Origin of the sequence: Ralstonia sp. 24A2 (assembly GCF_051783885.1) — a bacterium.
Lineage (GTDB): Bacteria > Pseudomonadota > Gammaproteobacteria > Burkholderiales > Burkholderiaceae > Ralstonia.
In genome coordinates this window covers 58,453-82,501 of the sequence record NZ_JBPVZD010000002.1, presented here as the reverse complement: position 1 = coordinate 82,501, position 24,049 = coordinate 58,453, and the positions used below count along the sequence as shown (strand labels likewise).

Annotated in this window: 21 protein-coding genes and 1 tRNA gene; 18 read left to right on the top strand and 4 right to left on the bottom strand. The window is 57.8% G+C overall.

Annotated elements, in window-relative coordinates:
* Positions 1 to 285 precede the first annotated feature (285 nt).
* Complete coding sequence (locus ACS13N_RS05140; protein WP_438930690.1) at positions 286 to 1,392, top strand: porin; 1,107 nt, start codon at positions 286 to 288, stop codon at positions 1,390 to 1,392.
* Between the two features lie 473 nt (positions 1,393 to 1,865).
* Here the strand turns inward: ACS13N_RS05140 and ACS13N_RS05135 are convergent, their stop codons facing one another.
* Complete coding sequence (locus tag ACS13N_RS05135; protein WP_438930689.1) at positions 1,866 to 3,077, bottom strand: Do family serine endopeptidase; 1,212 nt, start codon at positions 3,075 to 3,077, stop codon at positions 1,866 to 1,868.
* A 19-nt stretch (positions 3,078 to 3,096) separates the two neighbouring features.
* On the opposite strand from ACS13N_RS05135, the gene ACS13N_RS05130 reads away from it, so the two are divergent.
* Positions 3,097 to 3,843, top strand: coding sequence for a Nif3-like dinuclear metal center hexameric protein (locus tag ACS13N_RS05130; protein WP_438930688.1), 747 nt, complete (start codon positions 3,097 to 3,099; stop codon positions 3,841 to 3,843).
* A 15-nt stretch (positions 3,844 to 3,858) separates the two neighbouring features.
* Here ACS13N_RS05130 and mscL read toward each other — a convergent pair whose 3' ends face one another.
* The gene (gene mscL, locus ACS13N_RS05125) at positions 3,859 to 4,290 is read right to left on the bottom strand and encodes a large conductance mechanosensitive channel protein MscL (protein ID WP_438930687.1); all 432 of its coding nucleotides are present in this window, start codon (positions 4,288 to 4,290) and stop codon (positions 3,859 to 3,861) included.
* A gap of 245 nt (positions 4,291 to 4,535) precedes the next feature.
* Here mscL and petA point away from each other — a divergent pair, with 245 nt between their 5' ends.
* From petA to ACS13N_RS05090, 7 genes are all read left to right on the top strand, one after another.
* Entirely contained in the window at positions 4,536 to 5,144 is a 609-nt protein-coding gene (petA, locus tag ACS13N_RS05120) for a ubiquinol-cytochrome c reductase iron-sulfur subunit (protein ID WP_438930686.1), read from the top strand.
* Positions 5,144 to 6,547 carry a cytochrome b gene (locus ACS13N_RS05115; protein ID WP_438932793.1) on the top strand — a complete coding sequence of 468 codons (1,404 nt, stop codon included), beginning with the start codon at positions 5,144 to 5,146 and terminating at the stop codon, positions 6,545 to 6,547. Before petA ends, ACS13N_RS05115 begins: the two co-directional genes overlap by 1 nt.
* A 37-nt stretch (positions 6,548 to 6,584) precedes the next feature.
* A complete protein-coding gene (locus tag ACS13N_RS05110; protein ID WP_438930685.1) occupies positions 6,585 to 7,328 on the top strand; it encodes a cytochrome c1 in 744 nt (247 codons plus the stop codon).
* A 150-nt stretch (positions 7,329 to 7,478) separates the two neighbouring features.
* On the top strand, positions 7,479 to 8,090 hold the full coding sequence (locus ACS13N_RS05105; RefSeq protein ID WP_004634649.1) for a glutathione S-transferase N-terminal domain-containing protein: 612 nt from the start codon (positions 7,479 to 7,481) through the stop codon (positions 8,088 to 8,090).
* A 73-nt stretch (positions 8,091 to 8,163) separates the two neighbouring features.
* Positions 8,164 to 8,661, top strand: a complete 498-nt coding sequence (locus ACS13N_RS05100; protein ID WP_438930684.1) for a ClpXP protease specificity-enhancing factor — start codon at positions 8,164 to 8,166, stop codon at positions 8,659 to 8,661.
* Positions 8,662 to 8,690: 29 nt separating this feature from the next.
* Positions 8,691 to 8,766: transfer RNA gene (locus tag ACS13N_RS05095), tRNA-Thr, on the top strand.
* A 97-nt stretch (positions 8,767 to 8,863) separates the two neighbouring features.
* Entirely contained in the window at positions 8,864 to 9,910 is a 1,047-nt protein-coding gene (locus ACS13N_RS05090) for a tyrosine-type recombinase/integrase (RefSeq protein ID WP_438930683.1), read from the top strand.
* Between the two features lie 28 nt (positions 9,911 to 9,938).
* Here the strand turns inward: ACS13N_RS05090 and ACS13N_RS05085 are convergent, their stop codons facing one another.
* On the bottom strand, positions 9,939 to 10,895 hold the full coding sequence (locus tag ACS13N_RS05085) for a hypothetical protein (protein ID WP_438930682.1): 957 nt from the start codon (positions 10,893 to 10,895) through the stop codon (positions 9,939 to 9,941).
* A 305-nt stretch (positions 10,896 to 11,200) separates the two neighbouring features.
* On the opposite strand from ACS13N_RS05085, the gene ACS13N_RS05080 reads away from it, so the two are divergent.
* From ACS13N_RS05080 to ACS13N_RS05055, 6 genes are all read left to right on the top strand, one after another.
* Positions 11,201 to 12,094: a plasmid-related transcriptional repressor protein gene (locus ACS13N_RS05080; RefSeq protein WP_438930681.1), complete on the top strand. Its 894-nt coding sequence runs from the start codon at positions 11,201 to 11,203 to the stop codon at positions 12,092 to 12,094.
* 1,563 nt (positions 12,095 to 13,657) lie between these two features.
* A complete protein-coding gene (locus ACS13N_RS05075; protein ID WP_438930680.1) occupies positions 13,658 to 13,876 on the top strand; it encodes a hypothetical protein in 219 nt (72 codons plus the stop codon).
* Between the two features lie 1,394 nt (positions 13,877 to 15,270).
* Complete coding sequence (locus ACS13N_RS05070; RefSeq protein WP_438930679.1) at positions 15,271 to 16,089, top strand: DNA adenine methylase; 819 nt, start codon at positions 15,271 to 15,273, stop codon at positions 16,087 to 16,089.
* 68 nt (positions 16,090 to 16,157) lie between these two features.
* Positions 16,158 to 16,745: a hypothetical protein gene (locus ACS13N_RS05065; RefSeq protein WP_438930678.1), complete on the top strand. Its 588-nt coding sequence runs from the start codon at positions 16,158 to 16,160 to the stop codon at positions 16,743 to 16,745.
* 42 nt (positions 16,746 to 16,787) lie between these two features.
* Complete coding sequence (locus ACS13N_RS05060) at positions 16,788 to 17,927, top strand: DGQHR domain-containing protein (RefSeq protein WP_438930677.1); 1,140 nt, start codon at positions 16,788 to 16,790, stop codon at positions 17,925 to 17,927.
* 45 nt (positions 17,928 to 17,972) lie between these two features.
* Positions 17,973 to 19,136, top strand: coding sequence for a phospholipase D family protein (locus tag ACS13N_RS05055; RefSeq protein WP_438930676.1), 1,164 nt, complete (start codon positions 17,973 to 17,975; stop codon positions 19,134 to 19,136).
* A 312-nt stretch (positions 19,137 to 19,448) separates the two neighbouring features.
* On the opposite strand, the gene ACS13N_RS05050 is transcribed toward ACS13N_RS05055, so the two are convergent.
* A complete protein-coding gene (locus ACS13N_RS05050) occupies positions 19,449 to 19,778 on the bottom strand; it encodes a hypothetical protein (protein WP_438930675.1) in 330 nt (109 codons plus the stop codon).
* Positions 19,779 to 20,429: 651 nt separating this feature from the next.
* Between ACS13N_RS05050 and ACS13N_RS05045 the strand changes: the two genes are divergently transcribed.
* The 3 genes from ACS13N_RS05045 to ACS13N_RS05035 all read left to right on the top strand — a co-directional run bounded on the left by ACS13N_RS05045 (position 20,430) and on the right by ACS13N_RS05035 (position 24,002).
* Entirely contained in the window at positions 20,430 to 21,872 is a 1,443-nt protein-coding gene (locus ACS13N_RS05045; protein ID WP_438930674.1) for a carbohydrate porin, read from the top strand.
* Between the two features lie 232 nt (positions 21,873 to 22,104).
* The gene (locus tag ACS13N_RS05040; protein ID WP_438930673.1) at positions 22,105 to 22,311 is read left to right on the top strand and encodes a hypothetical protein; all 207 of its coding nucleotides are present in this window, start codon (positions 22,105 to 22,107) and stop codon (positions 22,309 to 22,311) included.
* Between the two features lie 47 nt (positions 22,312 to 22,358).
* Positions 22,359 to 24,002 carry an Nramp family divalent metal transporter gene (locus tag ACS13N_RS05035; protein WP_438930672.1) on the top strand — a complete coding sequence of 548 codons (1,644 nt, stop codon included), beginning with the start codon at positions 22,359 to 22,361 and terminating at the stop codon, positions 24,000 to 24,002.
* Positions 24,003 to 24,049 lie beyond the last annotated feature (47 nt).

The following is a 24,049-nucleotide window of genomic DNA, read 5'->3' as shown; positions in this document are numbered from 1 at the left end:
AATTTCTGTCGACACCCGGGTGACAAAAATGGCGCTTCGCCTGCCCCTGACAATCGCCCGCCAACCCCCGCGCCATCGCGCCAAAAGCCGGTTCTGACCCCCGTCCGAGGGGGGCTCCTGCGTGTTGCCCATGAGCAACAACTTGGCCGCAAATCGTGCTCCAGAGCCAGAAAGGGTTTCCGGAATCTGTCAACGCTGGCCCATAATGCGGTCAGACGTGAGGTATCTGCGTCGTCCATAAGGACAGTCAAGATTTCCCAATCAGTTGACAAGGAAAGTGTCGATATGAAGATGAAACTGTTTGCAGCTGCTGTTGCAGCTCTGGCCGCCGGTGGCGCCTATGCACAATCCTCCGTGACCCTGTACGGCGTGGTCGACGCTGGTCTGACCTACGCAAACAAGGTGCCGGGCGCAACCGCTGGTTCCAGCGGCTCGCGTATTGGCCTGGATTCGGGCGGCCTGTCGGGCTCGCGTTGGGGCCTGCGTGGCGTTGAAGACCTGGGCGGTGGCCTGAAGGGTATCTTCAACCTGGAAAGCGGCTTCAACATTGACACCGGCACGTCGGCTCAAGGTGGCCGCCTGTTCGGTCGTAACGCTTACGTCGGTCTGCAAGGCCAGTGGGGTCAGCTGACCCTGGGTCGCCAGCAAAACCTGCTGTATGACTTCTCGCTGATCTATGACCCGATGGCAATCGCCACGCGTTACTCGCTGGCTTCGCAAGACGCCTTCTTCTCGGGTCGTGCTGACAACGCCGTTAAGTACATCGGCACGTTCGGTGGCCTGAACGTCTCGGCTCTGTACTCGTTCAACAACAACGGCAACGAAGTTGCTGGCAGCAGCAAGACCGGCCGTGAGTGGAGCCTGGGTGCTAACTACGCTGGCGGCCCGCTGGGCATCGGCGCAGTGTATGACTCGACCAACTCGACGGTTGTTGGCAGCGACAACAAGGAACAACGCGCCACGATCGCTGGCACGTACGCCTTCGGCCCGGCCAAGCTGTACGCTGGCTACCGTTGGTACAAGGCTAACTACGCAACCGTTGCTGGCAATGGCAACCTGCGTTCGAACCTGTACTGGGCAGGCCTGGGCTACCAAGCTACGCCGGCTCTGACGCTGACGGGTACGGCTTACTACCAACAGTTCAAGAACAGCGGTACGGGCAACCCGTGGCTGTTCGTGGTCGGCACCGACTACGCTCTGTCGAAGCGCACCGACGCTTACTTCAACCTGGCCTATGCTAAGAACAGCGGCGGTTCGGGTCTGGGCGTGATGGGCCTGAACGACGCTAGCTACGCTGGCACGACGCTGACGAGCGGCAGCCAAGTGTTCTCGGGTCCGAACAACAGCAACAACCAGTTCGGCGCTACCGTCGGCCTGCGTCACAAGTTCTAATTTGACGCGCTCGTAAGGGCACATCGAATTAAACGGTTAAACGCCGATCCCGAAAGGGGTCGGCGTTTTTCTTTGTGCGCACGATTTGCGTGTGGCAAGTGATCGGGTTGAGAAAGTGGTGGGGTTGTGGGTGATTTTCGCTGCCTATAGAGAAGGCTTCCGCATCCCCCCTTATGGGTTGGGGCGTGTATCAAGGCGTCGCTCGGCCAGCATGGGCTTGAGTTGATCGCCCTCGTTAGCTTGCAACACCAGCCTTCAAGGAGCGATGTTGCACGCGTCATTGCCGACGCTTGGGCGAGGGCTGCACCGTCAGCGCTCTGAGCAGGTTGGACTTTCTGAGATACGGTGACGGTTGGCTGGTGTGGGTGGAGGGGACCTTTCGCCTTCCTGGCCACGCGGTATCCCCATATGTCGGCGTCAACGAAAAACGGCGGCACATCGGCCGCCGTTTGCATGCTTGGTTGTGCTCCCGCTTACGGCTCTTCCTCGTCCTGAGAGGGCATCGGCACGTTGCGTCGTGTCGGTGCCGGGCGTTTGCCAACCATGATTGTCAGTTCTACGGCCTTACCTTTGCGTGACACTGCCACTTTGGCTTCCGCACCAGGTTTGAGCTGAGCGATGCTGTTGAGTAGCGCGGTCGTGTCGGGAATCGGTTCGCTGTTCACGCTGGTGAGAATGTCTCCAGGACGTAGACCTGCCCGATCAGCGGGCCCACCCTGGACCACCGCCGCAATCAGTGCGCCATCCTTGCGCGACAGACCGAACGACTCGGCAATTTCCGGTGTCACGTCCTGCGGCTCAACGCCGATCCAGCCGCGCACCACGCCGCCGGTCGAGATGATCGACTCCATCACCTGCTTGGCTAGCGATACCGGAATCGCAAAGCCAATCCCTAGCGAACCGCCCGATCGCGAGTAGATCGCCGTATTGATACCCAGCAGGTTGCCGTCCGCATCCACCAGCGCGCCGCCCGAGTTGCCTGGGTTGATGGCCGCATCGGTCTGAATGAAGTTTTCGAACGTGTTGATGCCCAGATGGCTGCGGCCGAGCGCTGAGACAATGCCCATCGTCACAGTTTGACCTACGCCGAATGGGTTGCCGATAGCAAGCACCACATCGCCGACGCGCACGTTCTCCAGGCGGCCGAGCGTGATGGCCGGGAGATTGGGCAGGTTGATCTTGAGGACCGCTAGGTCCGTTTCCGGGTCGGAGCCGACCACCTTGGCATTGGCTTTGCGGCCGTCGGTCAGGGCGACTTCGATCTCGTCAGCGCCTTCCACCACATGGTGGTTCGTTAGAATGTAGCCTTCCGAGCTGACAATCACGCCCGAGCCCAAGCTGGCCGTCGGCTCTTGGCGCTGTTCAGGGGCGCGGTCGCCGAAGAAGAAGCGGAACCACGGGTCTGAACTGGCCTGCGGGTTGTTGTTGCGCTTGGGGGCGTTCTTGCTGCTGAAGATGTTGACCACCGCCGGCATGGCCACTTTGGCGGCTTCAGCGTAGGAGTTGCTGGAGGTGCCGCCGTGGCCGATCGGCGCGACTTCCTTGAGCGCGACGATGGGCGAGCCTGACTGCACCGCGATCTTGCCGCGCTGCAGCCACTCAGGTTTGAGGGTGGCGATCACGAACCACACGGCCAGCACGACTGTGACGGCCTGCGCAAAAAACAGCCAAAAGCGGCGCAACATAGGGCGAAATTGAGTCGAAATGGATCGAAAACAACTTGAATTGTACTTGAACGACCTATTGCAGGCGGCCCGTTTTCGGGACTATTGCCCTAACGGTCTGCAAGTGCAAGGTCGTGAAGACGTCACTCACATTGTGACGGGTGTCACCGCCAGTTTGGCGTTGATTGAGGCCGCTATGGATGCGCGTGCTGACGCCATCCTTGTGCATCACGGGTATTTCTGGAAAGGTGAGGACGCCCGCATCGTTGGTCAGAAGCACGCACGCCTGAAGCTGCTTCTGGCAAACGATCTGAATCTCTTTGCGTATCACCTGCCGCTGGATGCGCACCCCGAGTTCGGCAACAACGCGCAATTGGGCGCGTTGCTTGGCATCGAGCCCAAGGGCCGCTTTGGTGATGATGAACTCGGTTGGGTTGGTACGCTGCCCCAGGCGATCACGCTGGGCGCGTTTGCCGAGGCGGTCCGGGCTCGATTAAATCGGGTGCCGCTGGTGCTTGGTGAAACCAGCTGGCCGGTGCGTACGGTCGGCTGGTGCACGGGTGGTGCGCAGGGTTGGTTCGAGGCAGCTGTCGCGGCCGGTGTGGACGTCTACCTGAGTGGCGAGGCGTCGGAGCAGACCACGCACCTGGCGCGCGAATCTGGCGTGGCCTACATCGGGGCGGGCCACCATGCCACCGAACGCGGTGGCGTGCAGGCGCTCGGCAACCACCTCGCCGAGCGCTTTGGCGTGCGTCACACCTTCATCGATATTCCGAATCCGGTGTGATGCGGTGAGTGCTGATTAACCTTTGGTCTTCAGGCTGTCGCGGATCTCGCGCAGCAGCACAATGTCTTCCGGCGTTGCTGGGGCGGCTTCGGGTGCCTTGTTGGCCTCGGTCACGCGCGTGATGGCACGCACCATCAGAAACACGATAAACGCCAGGATCACGAAATTGACCGCCACGGTAATGAAGTTGCCGTAAGCGAAGACCGGCACGCCCGCCTTCTTCAGATCTGCCAGGGTCAGCGGCACGCCGGCGGGCGCGTCAGCAAGCTGAACGTACAGATTCGAGAAATCGAGCTTGCCGATGATGCGGCCAATCAGCGGCATGATCAGGTCATTGACCAGCGAGTCGACGATTTTGCCAAACGCCGCGCCGATGATCACACCGACCGCCAAGTCGATCACGTTGCCGCGCATCGCGAATTTTTTGAAATCTTGCATCAGTGCCATCGGTTTTCTCCGGATTGTTTGATTCGACACAAACGGTCAAGCTGCTGATCGGTTGACCTGAATTGTTGAAAGCGAGTTTATAGGAGACACTCCGGAGCCGCGCCAGTATTGGGCTGGCGGGCAATCGGTGCGTCAACTATATCCGCAAGCAGCGTGCTCCGCGACAGCTATCGTCGGCTTGGTACGCTCGGGTATAATTTTTGGTTGACGCGAACCGATCTTGATTTCTCACCCTGGGGTCTTGAATGAGTGACCAGCAAAACGTGGACAAGGGTCGCCGCAATCTGTTGATTGCGACGTCCGTCGCTGGTGGTGTGGGAGGGGTTGCTGTCGCAGCCCCTTTCGTTTGCACATTCGCACCATCTGAAAAAGCCCGTGCAGCGGGCGCGCCCGTAGAGGCAGACGTAAGCGACCTGGCCCCTGGCCAGATGAAGGTGGTGGAATGGCGCGGCAAGCCGGTCTGGCTGCTCAAGCGCACGCCCGAGATGCTGGAATCGCTCAAGAAGACCGACTCCGAAGTCGCTGACCCGAAGTCCGACGTGCCCTTCACCATGAAGACGCCGGACTACTGCAAGAACGAAACGCGCTCTCGTGCCGAACACAAGGACCTGCTGGTCGTGGTCGGCATCTGTTCCCACCTGGGTTGCTCCCCGTCTGGCCCGTTCCCAGCAGGCGCCAACGTACAGCTTGCTGGCGACCCCGGCTTTGTCTGCCCGTGCCACGGCTCCACGTTTGACCTGGCTGGCCGCGTGTTCAAGAACAAGCCCGCACCGCAGAACCTGGACGTTCCGCCGTACATGTTCCTGTCGGATACGAAGCTGGTGATCGGTAAAGACGAGAAAGGAGAGGCTTGATCATGGCCGAGAAGAAGGTGGAGACAACCGGGCTGCTGGGCTGGATCGACGCACGCTTCCCGGCATCCGAGCTGTGGAAGGCGCATCTGTCGGAGTACTACGCGCCCAAGAATTTCAACTTCTGGTATTTCTTTGGCTCACTGGCGCTGCTGGTGCTGGTGATCCAGATCCTCACCGGTATCTTCCTGGTGATGAACTACAAGCCGGACGGCACGCTCAACGCCGCCGGCATCCCCGTCGCCTATGCGAGCGTGGAGTTCATCATGCGCGAGGTGCCGTGGGGCTGGCTGGTGCGCTACATGCACTCGACCGGCGCGTCGGCGTTCTTCGTCGTGGTCTACATGCACATGTTCCGCGGCATGCTGTACGGCTCGTACCGCAAGCCGCGCGAGCTGGTATGGATCTTCGGCTGCCTGATCTTCCTGTGCCTGATGGCCGAAGCCTTCATGGGCTATCTGCTGCCGTGGGGCCAGATGTCGTACTGGGGCGCACAGGTGATCGTGAACCTGTTCTCCGCCATTCCGCTGATCGGCCCGGACCTGTCGCTGTGGATTCGCGGTGACTACGTGGTGTCGGACGCGACGCTGAACCGCTTCTTCTCGTTCCACGTGATTGCGGTGCCGCTGGTGCTGCTGGGCTTGGTGGTGGCGCACATCATCGCGCTGCACGAAGTGGGTTCGAACAACCCGGACGGCGTTGAGATCAAGGCCAAGAAGGACGAGCGCGGCATCCCGCTCGACGGCATTCCGTTCCACCCGTACTACTCGGTGCACGACATTGTGGGCGTGGCGGTGTTCCTGTTCATCTTCAGCGCGATCGTATTCTTCGCGCCGGAAATGGGCGGCTACTTCCTGGAAGCCAACAACTTCATCCCGGCAGACTCGCTGAAGACGCCGCCGCACATCGCGCCGGTGTGGTACTTCACGCCGTTCTACTCGATGCTGCGCGCGACCACGTCGGACTTCCTGCCGATCCTGTGGGGCTTCCTGGCCATCATGCTGGGCCTGCTGTTCGTGCGTTCGAAGAGCATGAAGGTCAAGGGCGTGGCGGTGGGTGTGGCCGTGATCCTGGCGCTGGGCTTTGCCTTCATCGACGCCAAGTTCTGGGGCGTGGTGGTGATGGGCGGTTCGGTGGTGATCTTCTTCTTCCTGCCGTGGCTGGACCACTCGCCGGTCAAGTCGATCCGCTATCGCCCGAGCTTCCACAAGACGCTGCTGATCCTCTTTGTGATCGCCTTCGCGGTGCTGGGCTACCTGGGTATCCAGCCGCCGAGCCCGATCGGTTCGATCATTTCGCAGATCGGCACCATTCTGTACTTCGCGTTCTTCCTCGCGATGCCGATCTGGAGCCGGATCGGGACGTTCAAGCCAGTGCCTGAACGCGTCACGTTCAAGCCGCACTGATTCGAGCCGAGCACAAGGACCCATGAAGGACACAAGAATGAAAAAGCTGCTTGCGATTTTCGCCTTGGCCGGTCTCGTGTTTGCCGCGCCCGTGATGGCCAATGAGGGCGGCGCGCCGCTCGATCCGGCCCCCAATCAATCCAGCGACACGTCCGCGCTGCAGCGCGGCGCCAAGCTGTTCGTCAACTACTGCCTGAACTGCCACGGCGCGAGCGCCATGCGGTACAACCGCCTGCGCGACATCGGCCTCTCCGAAGAGCAGATCCAAAAGAACCTGCTGTTCACGTCGGACAAGGTCGGTGACTTGATGCACATCGCCATGTCGCGCGACGACGCCAAGAAGTGGTTTGGCGCCGTGCCGCCGGACCTTTCGGTGATCGCGCGTGCGCGCGGCAGCGATTGGCTCTACACCTACCTGCGCACGTTCTACCGCGACGACACGCGTCCGACCGGCTGGAACAACCTGGTGTTCGACAAGGTCGGCATGCCACACGTGCTGTGGGAATTGCAGGGCCAGCAAGTACCGAAGTACGCCGAGGTGAAGTCTGAGCACGGCGAGGCCGAGAAGAAGCTTGTCGGCTTTGAGGTGGCGGTTCCTGGCAAGATGAACAAGGTCGAATACGATCAGGCTGTAGCGGATCTCGTCACGTATCTGGACTGGATGGCCGAGCCCGCCGGTAACCTGCGCAAGCGCCTTGGCGTGTGGGTACTGTTGTTCATTGGCGTGTTCTTTGTGCTCGCCTGGCGCCTGAATGCGGCCTATTGGAAGGACATCAAGTAAAATCCGTGTTTTCCGGGCAAGGGCTAGGCCGGTGGAGAACTGGTCCTAGCCCTTTGCCTTTTGGCTTTTTGTGCCGCGGCGGTAGGGTTTGCTGCCGCGGTTGTACCGTCATCGGGCCGCCCCCGGCCCATGCGTCAAGGAACTACAACCATGATGGTCTTGTACTCGGGCACCACTTGCCCGTTCTCGCAGCGTTGCCGCCTCGTCCTGTTCGAAAAGGGCATGGATTTCGAGATTCGCGACGTCGATCTCTTCAACAAGCCGGAAGACATCGCGGTGATGAACCCGTACGGCCAGGTACCTATCCTGGTCGAGCGTGACCTCATCCTGTACGAGTCGAACATCATCAACGAGTACATCGACGAGCGCTTCCCGCACCCGCAGCTGATGCCGGCCGACCCGGTGCAGCGCGCGCGTGCTCGCCTGTTCCTGTTCAACTTCGAAAAGGAACTCTTCACGCACGTGTCCGTGCTGGAGAACGAAAAGGGCAAGGCTGCCGAGAAGAATCACGAGAAAGCACGTGCTGCCATCCGCGATCGCCTCACGCAACTCGCCCCGATCTTCCTGAAGAACAAGTACATGCTGGGTGAAGAGTTCTCGATGCTCGATGTGGCGATTGCGCCGCTGCTGTGGCGCCTGGACCACTACGGCATTGAAGTCTCGAAGAACGCTGCTCCGTTGATGAAATACGCTGAGCGTATCTTCAGCCGTCCGGCGTATATTGAGGCGCTGACCCCGTCGGAAAAGGTGATGCGTCGCTGATCGCCGCCGGGTTGCCGGTCACGCGCTGGGTTGAGCCCGCGCGCGGCCGCGCCCCACGGTTACGAATTTCATCATGCCGGAAACTTCGACCAAGCCCTATCTGATCCGGGCCATTTACGAATGGTGCACGGACAACGGCTTCACGCCGTACATCGCTGTCTTCGTCGACAACAGCACCAACGTGCCGCGCGAATTCGTCAAGAATGATGAGATCGTGCTGAACGTGAGCTTTGACGCGACCAGTCAGCTCGACATGGGCAACGAGTGGATTACGTTCAGCGCGCGCTTCTCGGGCGTGTCACGCAAGATCGAAGTGCCGGTCGAGAACGTGCTCGCAGTGTATGCGCGCGAGAACGGGCAGGGCATGGCCTTCCCGGTTGAGCGCAGCGTGCCGACCACGCAAGCCGCCACCGAGCGCGAGAACAACCCGCCGCCCAAACTGGCTGCGGTGGATTCGGAATCGGTGCCCACGCCTGTTGCTGCCGAGGCCGATGCTGGCCCCGACGACGAACCGACACCGCCGAATGTGCCAAGAATTGGTGGCAAGCCTGCACTGAAGGTCGTCAAGTAACGCGTGTTAGGTTAGAATCGCGTTTCTTTGCCGGCTTAGCTCATCTGGTAGAGCAGTTGATTTGTAATCATCAGGTGGCGGGTTCGAGTCCTGCAGCCGGCACCAATAAAATCAAGGGGTTACGTGAATTTCACGTGACCCCTTGTGCTTTCTGGGTGTTGAAAAGTACATTTTCGGTACAGTCAGCTCTCAGAACAGGTACATGGCGACCATCGTCAAGACGCCTTCCGGCACGTGGAAGGCAGTCATTCGCAAGCTCGGCTGGCCGACCACGGCCAAGACCTTCCGCACCAAACGCGATGCCGAAGATTGGGCTCGAAGCACCGAGGACGAGATGGTTCGGGGCGTGTATCTGTCTCGCGCACCGTCAGAGAAGCTGACCGTCGCCGGCGCGTTGAAGCGCTACATGGACGAGGTCTCTGTCACAAAGAAGCCAACGACCCAGCGCAGTGAGCGTTTCACGGCCCAGCACTTGGAAGCGTTTTTCGGTAAGTACTCGATGGCGGCCGTCAGCGCCGACCTGGTCGCCAAATATCGCGACGAACGACTAGCGGCGGGAAAGTCGAACAACACGGTGCGCATCGAGCTCGCCATGCTCGGCCACCTGTTCCGAACGGCCATTCAGGAGTGGGGCATCGGTCTGACCTTTAATCCTGTCGCCAACATTCGCAAGCCCAGCCCAGGCCCAGGTCGCAACCGGCGGCTCAACCTTGACGAGCAGCAACGGCTATTTGCTGCGGCCGATGGCCACAGCAATCCAATGCTTGGCTGGATCGTTCGGTTAGCGGTCGAGACTGGCATGCGATCGTCAGAAATCACCGGACTGCGTCGCTCTCAGATTGACCTGCAACGGCGCCTCGTCAGCCTCACCGATACAAAGAATGGTTCGGCACGGCTAGTACCGCTCACGCGAGTGGCTGTAGAGATTCTGCAGCTCGCGATCGACAATCCAGTGCGCCCTCTCGATACCGATCTCGTTTTTTTTGGTGAGCCAGGCAGGAGCAGTCATCGAAAGCCCTACGTTTTTCAGAAGCTGTGGACTCGAATCACGAGCGACGTGGGACTGTCGGACTTGCACTTTCATGACCTTCGCCACGAGGCCGTCAGCCGGTTAGTAGAGGCAGGGCTGAGCGACCAAGAGGTTGCTGCGATCAGTGGTCACAAATCGATGCAGATGCTGAAGCGCTATACCCATCTTCGGGCCGAGGATCTCGTATCGAAGCTGGATCGCGCGTTGGTTGCAGAGTGATTCGGCTGAGGTATGGCGCGCTGCAAACCTACCAATCAAGGTCAAACCGGTAAGCGGCGGGAACAGCTCTGATATCGCGCCAGACAGCCTGCCGGTCCAGGCCGGCTTGACGAGCGATTTCGGCTTGGGGCAGGCCTTGCGCAAGCTGAACCACAAACTTCTTCTTCCGGTCCGTCATTCCCGCGTCTACAAGCGCTCTCGCCTCATTGCGAATCGCGGATTCCTCATCCCCGTAGAAGCAGCACTTGCGCGCGAGCTTTAAGTAAAACAGATCAACGGTTGCGTCCCCGCTCTGGGCCCTTGGACTTGCGAGTGCGGCGCTTTGTCGAGTTAGGCGCAGAGTCTCTTCGTTAAATTGCTGGCGACTCAGGGCGGCTCGGCGATATGCGGGGTTCCATGAATCATCCAGGAACCGGGGGCGATGATCAGAGCAGTAGCGAGAACTGAGACGGAGAGACTCTTCCCCGTCCTGAGGCCATGGCTCTCCATCTCGGTATGTCTGCAGCTCGGTCCGGTTTCCGCACAGTTCGCATAGCTCGCGGCTCCGGCGCATGCCGTTCAGCGGCCCTAAGGCCTGGCGCTTCGGCCGTTTTGCTGCGCACGCTTTGGAGAACTCGCGCATGGTCTCCAGAGTGTCGCGAAAGGAGTTCAGTGACTCGCCGACGCTCCCCTCCGCTGAGGGCTGAGGGGATACAAGCAATGAGCTCCAGTTGAAGAGCTTAGCAAGCAGCTCGTCCACGCCCTTGAAGCCCTTGGCGCGGGCTATCTTGCTGATCGGCTGATCACCCCACAACTCACTGAAAAGCGTGCCTTGCGGCAAGGCGTGGACGTAGTTGAACCACGCCTCGTCAATATGGCGCTCTACGAGGCGGTAGATGGAAAACCGCTTCGATGCCGCCGAATACGGCCCCCATTCGGCCTCGAACGCTGAGATCGCGCTAACAAGCCCGGGAGCGCAGTCGCGAACGACGTGAATTTTTCGCACAGGATGTCAACAAATATCGCCAATCATAAGAATGAAGTGTGCCGTAATGCACCTTAAGGTTCAACCCATGTTCCGAAACTTACGGGTGAACTACGTATGACTATGGAAGAGACGCTCACGGCCACCTACGGTCCTCTGCTTTCTGTCGCTGCGCTTGCCAAGATCCTCGATCGCTCCCCCGAGGGCCTTCGTATTACGCTGCGTACGTCCAGCGATTGGACGAACAAAATGAATGGAGCCAAGCTCCGACTGGGCCGGCGCGTCTATTTCCGTACGTCCGAGGTGGCTCGAGTCCTTTCTGGCGCATGACCACGGCTGTTGAGCTGTGGCCGGAGGCGTCTCCAGCGTCTTCCGAGATCAAGATTCCCGACCGCGTGCAGCAGCTCTCGGCGAAGTTCGTCGATACATCAGCACAAGAGCCGCGACAACTCTTCCTGCCCGGCATGGCCGAGCTCATGCGAGCCATGCCAAACCACATTGCTCGCTCAAGTCTGTTCGCACCCGTGGCACGCGGACGCAAGCTGATTCACAAAGACGCTGTTCTGGTCAGCCGTGCGGATGCAGTCATCAAGTTCTGGGGTGAGCAACTGGATGAGGCTCAAGCGGATGTTTGGATGCAAGCAATGCACGAAGCGAGTTGTCGGCCCCTGGGCGAGCCGATCGTCATCAAGCGAGCCGAATTCCTCCGGGCCATTGGACGGCACACCGGAAACTACGAGTACAAGTGGCTGAACCGAACTATGCAGGCGCTGACTTTTGCGATGCTAGTTATCGAGGTTCGCACAAAAGCGGGAGATCCGAAGCTCTCGGTCGGCAGGAATGGTGCGCTCCATATGATTGATGGCTTTGACTTCGACATCGAAGCCGAGGCCTACACATTGCGCATTGATCCTCGCTGGGAGGTCGTGTTCGGCAATCGCGAGTTCGCGCTGATTGACTGGGGGAAGCGTCTGCGTTTTGGTACGCGCCACGATATGGCCAAGGCATTGCAACGGCTCGTGGCCACCTCCGACGAATGTGTTCAACGGCATCGACTCGACTGGCTCAAGGCAAAACTCGCGTACACGGGCCGCATGCGCGACTTTGTAGACGCTTTGGCGCGCGCGATGCGCGAACTCGAACGGCTGGAAATCATCGCCGGCAGTCGCATAGAAGCCAGTACCAAGGGCCTAGCTCAAGCTGTGTGGACAAGACTGTAAAAGCGTCGGGGTTACGTCGCGCCCTCTTCGGGGTTGCGTCGCGCTTCGTCGGGGTTACGTCGCTATTTTTCGGGGTTACGTCGCAAGCCGTACGGGTAACCTTTTGTTTTGATTGAGATTTTCAGTCGGATTTCGCTCTCTACCTTATTTCTACCTTCTTTCTACCGGGTAGACCTTGTGGACAAGAGAGGATGCTGGGAGCAAGCCGGTCTTGCCTGCTCTTGGGCTCGTGCGCTTGACTAGAGGGGCGGAGGGAACGACTGGGCTGCAGGCTACCCCCGCCGCGACGATTCTGGATGCACTTCAGATCGTGCGCTGTGACGTACGCGGATGCTGAGCCGATGAGGCCTGCAGATTCCTCAAGGAACAGAAACAGGCGGCCCTTCGATCATGTCTTGCCCAAGATAACGCAATGAGGCCTACCTTCAACTACCTCTTTGAGGTTGACGCCACGTGTGAGGCGGGTTCGGCGTACGTTTACGTTCTGACCGATGACGATGGCGCCAACATCTTCTATGTCGGCGTGACTCGCCAACCAGAGGTCCGCCGCAGCCTGCATCGATCAAGAAATGTGCGAGTACATCGGTGTGAGAACATTCGGATGTTCGTCATTGCTATTGTTCCTCACGATCAGGCAAGAGCTGCGGAGAACTTTTTCATCGGCTATTTTCGAGGTCTTTCACATCCCATCATAAATAGAAACAAATCCATATTCGAGATGCGCGCAATCGCGAAGCTATATGGTGGGGAGTGCCTTTCTGATAGTTATGAGTATGCAGGAACGCGATTGACCTGGGCTTGTGAAAAATCTCACGAATTTGAGCTAAGTGCGAGGGAAGTTATGATGGGGGCATGGTGCCCGATTTGTTCGCTGGAAATGAGTAGTCGGAGTCGGCTTGGGATAATGGTGATAAGGGCTAGAAATAAAATGCGCTTGCGCAGAAATTTTCCCGCTCTGTTCGATCTGCTATAAGTAGAAAAAGGGAGTGGTGAGTTGCAATATCCAAAATCGGAGTGGAGCGTTCCCCTTGAATTCGTCACGGGCACTGCCGACGAAGCCGGGCGTCTACTATCCTTCTTTCTCTGGGAGTCCCCCAGCTCGATGATTCCGCCACATTACGTAGTGGCTGAATGGGCAAATGTGCTTGCGCGAAGGGGGGCGGAGTTTGCCGATCTAGTGGCCATGTGTCAGGAGTGCATTGGCCCCACGAATGCACGATTGCTATTCAAGGATCCGCAGCAACGTCTCTAATCAGCTGGCGGATAGGCGTCGCTGCTTGCCCTTCCCGCTTGATCGCATCGCGCTTTCTCTGTGCCCAGTGCGAGTTCCGTGTGTCTATGTTCAAGCCCCGACCACGGCGCTGGATCGGCTGTGTTTTCCTCGCTTCACCCTCATATCAATCGGCACGCGCGCACGCATAGTTTTTCACAATTGGCACGGTTCAAGTGTCCCCATCGCAAATCGCAAGGGTTCTCGGTAGACTGAGCTCCCATGTCATTCGGCATGGGCAATCCAGTGAAAAGGAGAGCCCAAACATGGACTCATGGTGTTCGAAATTCACGATGCCCGACGGCACCGTGATCTCAGGAGGCGCGGCCCGAGAAGCCCGTCTCAAAGCGGCTGGCGGTGTTCAGCGGCTGTTGAAGAAGGTGGCGAATGAAGCCGTGGCGAACGCGGTGAACAACGCCTTCATGCTGGGCATGCGCGCTGCCAGCGCAGCCCCAGCAAATGACAACGTGGTGCCAATGCGCAGAGCGCGGGGAGGTCGCCGCGCCCAGTGACCGACAAGAACTCCACCCGCGCCGATCAACGGCGCGGCCGGCTGCCCGCATGGGTCGCATGCTCGACCTGGCTGGTTACCTTCCCACCTCGCGCCAGTACCTCGAACAGTGTGCCAGCTTCGATGGACGTGCCGACCTCCAGATCCTCCCTTCCAGGTGCAAGCACTGCTCTGATGCCTGTCTGTTGCCAAGCTGCTGAGAGGGGCAAGGGCCGAGTGACTACAAGCAGACTACAGAGCCACCACAGCTTGACTACAGTTTGACCCCACGCTGACTACAGGTTGACTACGCTGCGCGCGGATCTCGGTCCACCGGCCGCAAACAATGTGGGAGGGGAACATAAAGGGCGTGCTACATGACTCGGCAGGAGTTCGCTGGGAGCCATATCCGGTGCGGCGGCGCCTGCACTACATGCATCCGGCTGTGCGCAAGAACGTAGTCCCCCGTCGCTACCATCCAGCTATCGCCGGTTGGACTAACGAAAAACTAACGGTTGACTAACAAAAACATAACAAAAACCTAACAAAGGCAAGGCGAGCTAACGAAAATCAAACACGAAACTAACAAAAACCTAACAATTGCATAACAGTCACATAACAAATACGTAACAAGCCTACGTGCGGTGCGCCTGCGTGAACGCACGGATGTGTGCTTTAGTAGGTGGGGCGCTTCCCTTTGTGCTCCTCGGGAATGGAACATAAAGGGTGTGGCACCGATCTGATTGGATGCTGCCTAACTTATTGATCAGTAAGGCTTATTCTTGTGCCACACCCGACGCAAGAAATCAAAAATTGTGCTCGGAACCGAACACACTGGCGCAGCCTGAGAATCTCTCGGGTGTGCTCTTATTTATGCAAGGTGCATAAGCCCACGGAGTGCGCTGCGGCTGCTCGCGCACCCGCCGAGCCCGCCGACGTGTTCATCCTGACGCACCTGCGCTTTCATGAAATGTCGCCCAATATCGTGGGATTCGCTCAGAGTCCCCAAGACGCGCAGGAGCATCGCAGACTTTCGTCTACGGCTGTGGCCACGCATGGGGCATGGGGCGGACCTGGGGCTGGGGTGGGATAGGCGTTCTGCTACAGGCGGGCCACGACGCCGCAATGGCACTGCTTTGTGCGCTGAGTGCCACATCGAACATTTGCTGCGGCTTTGGCACGCAAAGGTCGACAAGCCATCCTTCAGTGGCCTTTGCCCCAGGTTAACACTCGTCCATAATGGCGCGTCTTGGACGAATTCTGTGAGGCCGTCTCTGCTCGCCTCGATCGTGCTGCTCGCCACGTCCGTCATGCTAACGAGAGGGCATGCGTTGGGGCGAGTCAGCGCCGGCTAGAGTAGGCCGCGTAAATTTGTGGCAAAAAAGGCGAATTCCAAAATAACTAAAACGGTGAAGTATGCATATAGATCGTGCGCTCCAAATTGAGGTCGCGCCGTTTTTGAAATGGGCGGGAGGGAAGCGATGGCTCGCAAGCCGTATCGAGGATTATTTCGTCGGAAATTACAATACGTATTTGGAGCCATTTCTCGGGAGTGGCGCCATTTTCTTTAAGCTGCGCCCAAATCGTGCGATTCTCTCTGATGTTAATTTCAAGCTCATCGAGACATATGAGGCGATAAAGGGCGATTATGCGAAAGTGGCGGCTTTGTTAAGAGATTATCACGTCGCTCATAGTGAAGATGTTTATTACCGTGAGAGACAGCGAAAGAGGAAATCAATTCCGGCCAAAGCCGCCCAATTTATCTATTTAAATCGGACGTGCTGGAATGGGCTGTATCGCGTGAATATGAAGGGCGAATTTAATGTCCCTATTGGAACCAAGACTAATGTGGTTTTGGATACGGATGATTGGAGCGCCGCAGCCGAGGCACTTCGTCACGCCCAATTGATTCACTGTGATTTTGAAGAAACCATTGATCGAGCAACCAGGGGGGATTTGCTTTTCGTTGACCCACCTTACACCGTAAAGCACAATAATAATGGTTTTGTAAAATACAACGAAAATATATTCGCTTGGGCCGATCAGGTGAGACTTCGGGACGCTGTGTTGCGTGCAAAGCGGAGAGGGGCACAGGTAATATGCACGAATGCTGACCATCCATCAATTTGGGAGCTGTACGGCTCTGATTTTGATGTGCAGCGCGTTTCTCGTGCGAGTGTCATAGCTGGAGCGGCGCAATTCCGTGGTAAGACAACAGAGCTGGTCATTCGGTAATGTTCGCTAGAATGCGCTGTCATCGGTTGATCGCAGCGTGCAGAAAACTACAGAAATCGGTCGCTAAAATGAATATTTTGGAGAGATTGAAAAATTCTTTGGGAACGGCGAAGAATTTGATTGCCAAAATTCCAGTATTTGGTCATCTTTTTCTATGCACGCGAAGGCAATACTGGGAAACCTTGGTTGAATATTCGAATGCATTGATCTGGTCCACTATGCCTTTCTGGCTTGGGGCGGGAATTCTGCTTGTCATTTTGAATAATGGGCAACCCTCTTTGAGATTGGCGTTTACTAGTACCATTCAAAACGGTGAATTGTTGGTCTATACAATTTCGACGCTAACGCCTATTACCTATTTGACGCTTTTTGAGGATCCCAAGGGTCGTTTTCCTCATAGGCTTGGTATGGGTACAATTGCGATTATTGTAATCATCATTTGTGCTTGTCTGTTTTCGTTGCAAAAAGGGACGGTGCTGACGAAACCAGATTATCTATTTTACGCGTCCGTAATTTTCGCTCCTTTCGCTGTTTGTCTTAGGTTTGTTGCGATTCTCTACAGCAAAACAAAACTTCCCGTTCCGACTGAGAATGATTTCATCAAGGACAAGAATGACTTCTTCGCGGAATTTGAGCAGGCGACGGCAGATCGTTGATCTATTGGCTATCAGTTGGTAGTGCTCAGCTAGGAAAATAAAATGACAGAGGCACCGATTAGCCTGGAGCTTTCTTGCCTGAAATTAAAGCAACCATTGGGCGAGTTCTTTATTTGTAAAATCTCAGCCAAGGATCTGTGTGAAATCACCTATTTTGATATTCGCGAGATGCTTAAGGAGCGTGAGATAGATGAATATATTGGAATACAGAGAAAGGTCGATAAAAACCGCGTTAAAGAGTTGCGACAATATGTGAACTCGATTGATGCATGTTTTCCGACATCTATTGTGCTCGCGATTGATGATGGACTGGCTGTGTACGATGAGGAGCGAGGGAAGCTTACGCTCTCCAATCGCCCAAATCCCGATGAGGGTGAGGAGGCCGTATTTTACCGAGGTATCGCCAAGGTTATCGATGGTCAGCACCGAATTGAGGGGTTGCGCGGACTGGAGAGCGGCGATTTCGAATTGACGCTGAGTATCTTTGTTGGCCTCGATGTGGAGGATCAAGCGTACATATTCTCAACCGTGAACTTGGCGCAAACAAAGGTTAATAAAAGCCTTGTTTACGATTTGTTTGATTTTGCCAAATCGAGAAGCCCGCAAAGAACTTGTCACAATATTGCTACTGCCCTCGATCGGAGGGATCATAGTCCGTTTGAGAAAAAAATTAAAAGGTTGGGAAGTGCTACAGAAGGCCGTGTCGGTGAAACGCTAACGCAAGCGACCTTTGTCGAAGCATTGTTGCCTTACATTTCCGCTGAGCCGAGCGTTGATCGCGACAATATCAAGAGAAAGATACCGCTGAAGAAAGCGGATGCGGAATCTTCGCGGAAATTGATATTTCGAAACTTGTTTGTTGAAGAGCGGGATCTAGATATAGCGCTGATTTTATTCAATTATTTCTGCGCAGTAAGAAACAAATGGCCGCAGTCATGGGAAAGTTTGGGGAAGGGGAATATTTTAAATAAAACCAATGGCTTCCGTGCGTTGATGCGATTCATGCGGGTAGCATATCTAAGCTTTAATCAACGTGGAGTTGTTCCAACGGTGGAAATGTTCGATCGCATATTTGCACGGATAGATCTGGCGGACGGTTCTTTCACTGTTGAGGAGTACAAGCCAGGAACGAGTGGGGAATCGGAACTCTACAAGGCGCTAATTAGCGCTTCTAACTTGTAAGTAAACGATGGTCGACCTGAATGGGTTGGTCCTGAAGGAATTTGCGTGGATTTTCGCCTTGTTGACTCCGGTTGGGATCTTGAAATCGAAAGCGCACTTCGCGCAGAGTCGTCAACTATCCGAATCGTATGTCCGTTCATAAAACTCAAGGCGGTTGCGCGTATTGTTGGAGGTGGAGGGTGCCGCAAATTTCAGGTAATAACGCGATTCAATCTGCTTGATTTTGCCGCCGGAGTAAGTGACTTTGGTGCTCTGCGTCTGCTATTGAAACATGGCGCAGAGATCCGGGGTCTTCGCAATCTGCACGCGAAGCTATATATATTCGGCTCTAAACGTGCGATTTCTACATCTGCGAATCTCACGGAGGCTGCTTTGTTACGAAATCATGAATATGGATTCGTTGCCAATGATGCGGCGATAATTTCGCGATGTAACGAATATTTTGAGGAACTATGGGGGCGTTCGGGCGGGAACTTAACATCGGCACAGTTGGATACCTGGGAGAGCATGGTCGAACAACGCCTTGTAAAAGGCGGTCATGCTGGCAGTCGGCTCGCGCTGCCCGACTTTGGAGCGGATGGGAAGGTTGAGCCAGAGCTGACTGTGCATTCTCCCTGGGCGCAGGAGGCTACGCAGGGCTTCGTCAAGTTCTTCGGCGAAAGCAGCAATCGTGCTCTGCTATCGCTAGCAATTCGGGATGAAGTTCGGCGATCAGGTTGCCACTGGGCCTGCACTTACCCAAGGAACAGACGGCCAAGGCAAGTAGACGATGGGGCTCTAATGTTCATGGGGCGCCTTACAAAGGAACCCAACGACATCGTTATATATGGTCGTGCAATAGGCCTACGCCACAAGCCAGGCCGCGACGACGCGAGCGATTCAGAGATGGAGCGGCGGCCTTGGAAAAGAGCGTGGCCTCACTATGTTCGAGTCCACCACGCCGAATTTCTTGCTGGCGACCTTGCTAATGCCATTTCGTTGGGCACCTTGATGAGTGAATTGGGTGCCAACGCGTTTGCATCCACACAAAGGAACGCAAGGACAGGTAGTGGTAACGTAGACCCACGTCGGGCCTATAGCCAGCAAGCGGCAGTGGAGTTAACCTCGACTGCTATTGAATGGCTCAATGAGAGGTTGGAATGCGCCTTTCGGGATCACGGCAGGCTTTTGCCGACGGACATGGATGCCCTTGATTGGCCTGAACACTGACATCAATGTCGGGACTCGATGATGGCCCTGGAGGGCCCACGTGTCTGCGGGAACGGTACGCAGACAGTACATCCCTCAGTTCACCGGGTGTCCGCTTACTTGCGCTAACTTACTGAATTTAAAGTACTTTGGGTTGTTGCCACTTACGGCCGCTTACGCTTAAGAATCAATAACTTATTGATTCAATTGAAAATTTGTAATCATCAGGTGGCGGGTTCGAGTCCTGCAGCCGGCACCAAATGCAAAAGCGGCTTCCGAAAGGAAGCCGCTTTTTCTTTGTCCGTCCGCAATGCGTTGCGGACGGAGGAAACCTCAACCCCGCCGCACCCAAATCACCTTGCCGTTCTGGATGCCCAGATTACGGCGTTCTTCCCGATAGTCCATGGTGCCCGGCAACGCCTTGCCGTCCCGCTCACTGACGCGCCACAGGCAGCCGTTCAGCAGCGTCGTCGCATCCTGCTCGGATTTGCCGATCAGCGTGTCGTCGGGAACAGAGGCGGCTTGGCATGTGCTTGCCGGTTGCGTGCGTTCGGTCATGGGCGTCTCGCCTCCGTTCTTGGGTTGTCCTGTGCCGGCCGTCGAGCATCCGGCCATGCCTGCAATGGTGGCAATCGCCGTGAGCATCGTTGCTAAGCGCGTCATGCAACCTCCTGTTTGATGTTGGGTGTGGTGTGCGATCGAGCACCGCACTGTGCGCTCGGGTTCGTGGCGGTAGTGTATCCACCCGGCCAGTTAAGCAGGCGCAGCAGCGGGATGCGAATGCCCGCAACACGTGGTCTGCTCATCATGAGTAGGCGCGTGCTGCATGTGGTTTTTCGTGTACTAGGGGGCAGTATTTTCCGACGTGACCCTAATGCCCACAAATGGCGCCGGCAAGCCAATTCCGCGCCAGCCTTGGGTTTGCGGGGCATGCCTATGTTGCCGGCGCGCAAAGTGCCTTCCACCCCCTCCAAAAAACGCTTGCTGACTCCAAGAACACTTTGTTACTCTGCGCCCCGTCATCACTACGGAGATGTTCTCCATGGACAGTTGTTCTAGTCGATCTTCGATCGCACTCTGAACGGCTAGACAGTCTCGGCGCATCGCTTTCGCTTTGCGCCCTTCCACTGCCTAGCCGTATGCACGGCGGGTAGTGGCACTTGTGCGGGTTCTCCGTACAAGCCCATTCCCACAATTCGATTGTTTTACCGACACGGCCATGTGGCTGCGTGCGCGCTCGCGTGCGTGGTTTCCTGGGAGGACCGTGGTCGGCTCATGCCTACGTTCGTCATAGAAACGAACGGGGGAGGTCTCATGCTGTTTCTCTCGATGCTGCAATACGTTTGGGTAGCGGTGCGTCCGCTTGTTCTGGTGCGCGCTGCCGCAGTGCGTCGTCCGGCTTTTCTGGCCGTGATGGCGCTGTTGTCTGTGTCTACCCAGGCTGCCCGTGCAGAGGACGCGCCCGCTTCTGCTCCGGCCGCCGATGCGCTGCCGATCGCCGGCGGTGAGCTGGATGACCGCTTCGGTTTCCACGGTCAGTCGACCTGGGTTTGGCAAGCCAAGCCCGCCTTCAAGTCGCCGTACAGCGGCGACAACAGCCTGACCGGCGACCGCGCGATCAGCTACTCGTTCAGCACCACGCTCGATCTGGGTATGCGGTTGTGGAAGGGCGCGGAGTTCCACTTCAACCCGGAAGTCATCATGGGCAAGGCGTTCTCGGATCTGCATGGTCTGGGTGGCCCGACCAACGGGGAACTGGCGAAGGTCACTGGCACTGACCCGACGCTGTATCGCGCCCGTGCTTTCCTGCGCCAGACCTGGGGCCTGGGCGGCGATACCGAAAAAATCGACGCCGATTTCAACCAGTTTGCAGACGTGGTCGACAAGCGCCGCGTGGTGCTGACGGTGGGCAACATGCCGGTGCTGGATGTGTTTGACGGTGTGGAGTACTCGCACGATCCGCGCACGCAGTTCCTGAACTGGTCGTTCATGGCGAGCCCGTCGTTTGACTACCCCGCCGATGCGCGTGGCTACAACTGGGGCATCGCGCTGGAATACATCGACAGCGAGCTCGGCTGGGCTGCGCGCGCGGGCCGCTTCCTGCAGCCGATCGAGTCGAATGGCTTGGCACTGGATTCCGCCTTCATGAAGCACTACGGTGACATGGTGGAACTGGAGAAGAGCTACACGCTGTTCGGCCAGGACGGCAAGGTGCGGTTGATGGGCTGGCGAAACAAGACGCGCATGGGCCGCTTTGATGACGCCATCGCGCTCGGTCAAGCCACGGGCAGCGCGCCGGACCTGAGCCAGGTGCGTAAGGAGCACGCCAAGGTGGGCGTGGGCTTGTCGTTCGAGCAGAAGGCTGGCGAGAACCTGGGTCTGTTTGCGCGGGTGAACTGGTCGGATGACAAGACCGAGACGTACGCCTTTACTGAAGTGGGTCGCAACGTGTCGTTTGGCGGTCTGCTGAAGGGCACGTCGTGGGGTCGCCCCAACGATGTGGTGGGTGCGGCATTTTCGCTGAACATGTTGGGCCCGGATCACCGTGCATACCTGGCGGCGGGCGGCAGTGGTGCGTTCCTGGGGGATGGCGCGTTGAACTATGGCCACGAGCGCGTACTCGAATTGTTTTACAGCTTTCAACCGGTCAAGGGCATCATGCTCAGCCCCGATTTTCAATTGATCCAGAACCCTGGCTACAACCGGGACCGCGGCCCTGCCAAGTTTTACGGCATGCGCGTCCACGCCGAGTTCTAAGACCTACGGAGGACCCATATGGACAGTCCGAGTCGACCTTACCCGACATTTCTTTCCTACTAGGCGAGTCCGCCGCACGGTTGTTCCCTGCTGCTGACTTGCCGCCCCGGCAAGGCAGCGGTGTCTGCATCGCTCCTTGATTGTTTGAATCTGCCGCCTTGGGTACGACAACCCGTGCGCGGCGATTGCCGCATGCCGTGCACGCGTCGTGCCCATGCGGCCAGGAGTTGCTATGCGCAAATTCAACATTCCCGCCCGTCGTTTCTCGGCCATTGCTCTGCCGTTCAGCTCGCCGTTCGTGCAGGCCCGTGCTGGTGCGCCGGAGCGTGCCAACGCTGTACCGGCCACGTCCAACCGCCGCGCTGACGACGGTGGCCAATCGCTCTCCAACCACGGCTACGCCGCCGCCGCCATCCGGCTGTCGCGCACCTATTGGTAATCCAACGGCGGGTAACCCAACCACCCAATAACAAATCGGAGGTCGCTATGACCCAAATCGCTTCGGGCATCGATGCACCACCACGTCATGCCGCTCTTGATGACGCCCACGTGGGCGACATTCGTGGCGCGCTCGGCACCATTGCGCACCACGACACCGGTGCACGCGACAGCTGGCGCGCGCGCTTGCGCACGCTGCTGGCCATTCTCGGGCCCGGCCTGATCGTGATGGTGGGCGACAACGATGCCGGTGCCTTCGGCACGTATACGCAGGCTGGGCAGAACTACGGCACCACGCTGCTGTGGACGTTGCTGCTACTCATTCCTGTGCTGTACGTGAACCAGGAGATGGTGCTGCGCCTGGGCGCCGTCACGCGCGTCGGCCATGCGCGGCTGATCTTTGCGCGCTTTGGCAAGTTCTGGGGCAGCTTCTCTGTCATCGATCTGTTTCTCGTCAATGCGTTGACGTTGGTGACGGAGTTCATCGGGATCAGTTTGGCGTTGGAGTATCTCGGCCTCCCGCGGCATTGGGGGGTATGCGCGTCGGCCGCGCTGGTGATGCTGGCCGCGTCGACGGGTGATTTCCGCCGCTTCGAGCGCTTCGCGCTGGCACTGGTGGCGGGCAGCCTCACGCTCATCCCCATCTTCCTGATAGTGCATCCGCCGATGGGGCAGGTGGCACGCGACTTCTTCGTGCCTGCTCTACCGGCCGGTGCACCGCTGGCGGAAGTGATGCTGCTGATCATTGCCATTGTCGGGACGACCGTGGCGCCGTGGCAGTTGTTCTTCCAGCAAAGCTACGTGATCGACAAGCGCATCACCGCGCGCTTCATCCGCTATGAGCGTGCAGACCTGTGGCTGGGCATCGTGCTCGTGATTGCCGGTGCGGTGGCGATGATTGCCTTCAGTGCGCAGGCCTTCCACGGCACGCCTGAGTTCGGCAACTACACCGATGCACTGGGCACGGCGAAGGGGCTGGAAGCCTATTCGGGCCGCTGGGCCGGCATTCTGTTTGCCATTGCACTGCTGGACGCCAGCATCATCGGTGCGTGTGCGGTGTCGTTGTCGACGGCCTACGCGATTGGCGATGTGTTTGCTGTGCGCCATTCGCTGCATCGCAAGCCGACCGAGGCCAAGGGCTTCTATGCCGTGTACTTCGGCTTGACGCTGTTGGCCGCTGGTCTCGTGCTGACGCCGGGTGTGCCGCTGGGCCTGTTGACCAATGCGGTGCAATCGCTGGCAGGCGTGCTGCTGCCGAGCGCCACGGTGTTCCTGCTGCTGTTGTGCAACGACAAGGCTGTGCTGGGCCCGTGGACGAACGGCCGCGCGATGAACATCTTCACCGGTGGTGTGGTGGCGGTGCTGGTCATGCTGTCGGTCATCCTGACGGCGGCGGTGCTGTTCCCGGGCATCGGCGAGTTCGAGATCGGCGCGATCCTGATCGGCGGGTCGGTCATCGCCGTGGTGATGTCGCTGGTGCTATGGCGCATCGAGCAGCGCAATCATCGGCCGCATCATCCGCAACGTGTGAGCGTGCTGGACCGCAACCACTGGACCATGCCGCCGCTGGAGCAACTCACGCCGGCGCGCTGGACGCCGCTCAAGCGGACGTGGATGTTCGTGCTGCGCGGCTATCTGGTGGTGGCCGCAGGGCTGGTGCTGGTGCGCATTGCCGGATTGGTGGTGCAGTAAAGAGAGCGGGCCACCGATGTGGCCCGTTTTTCTTTGGCGATGGCGAT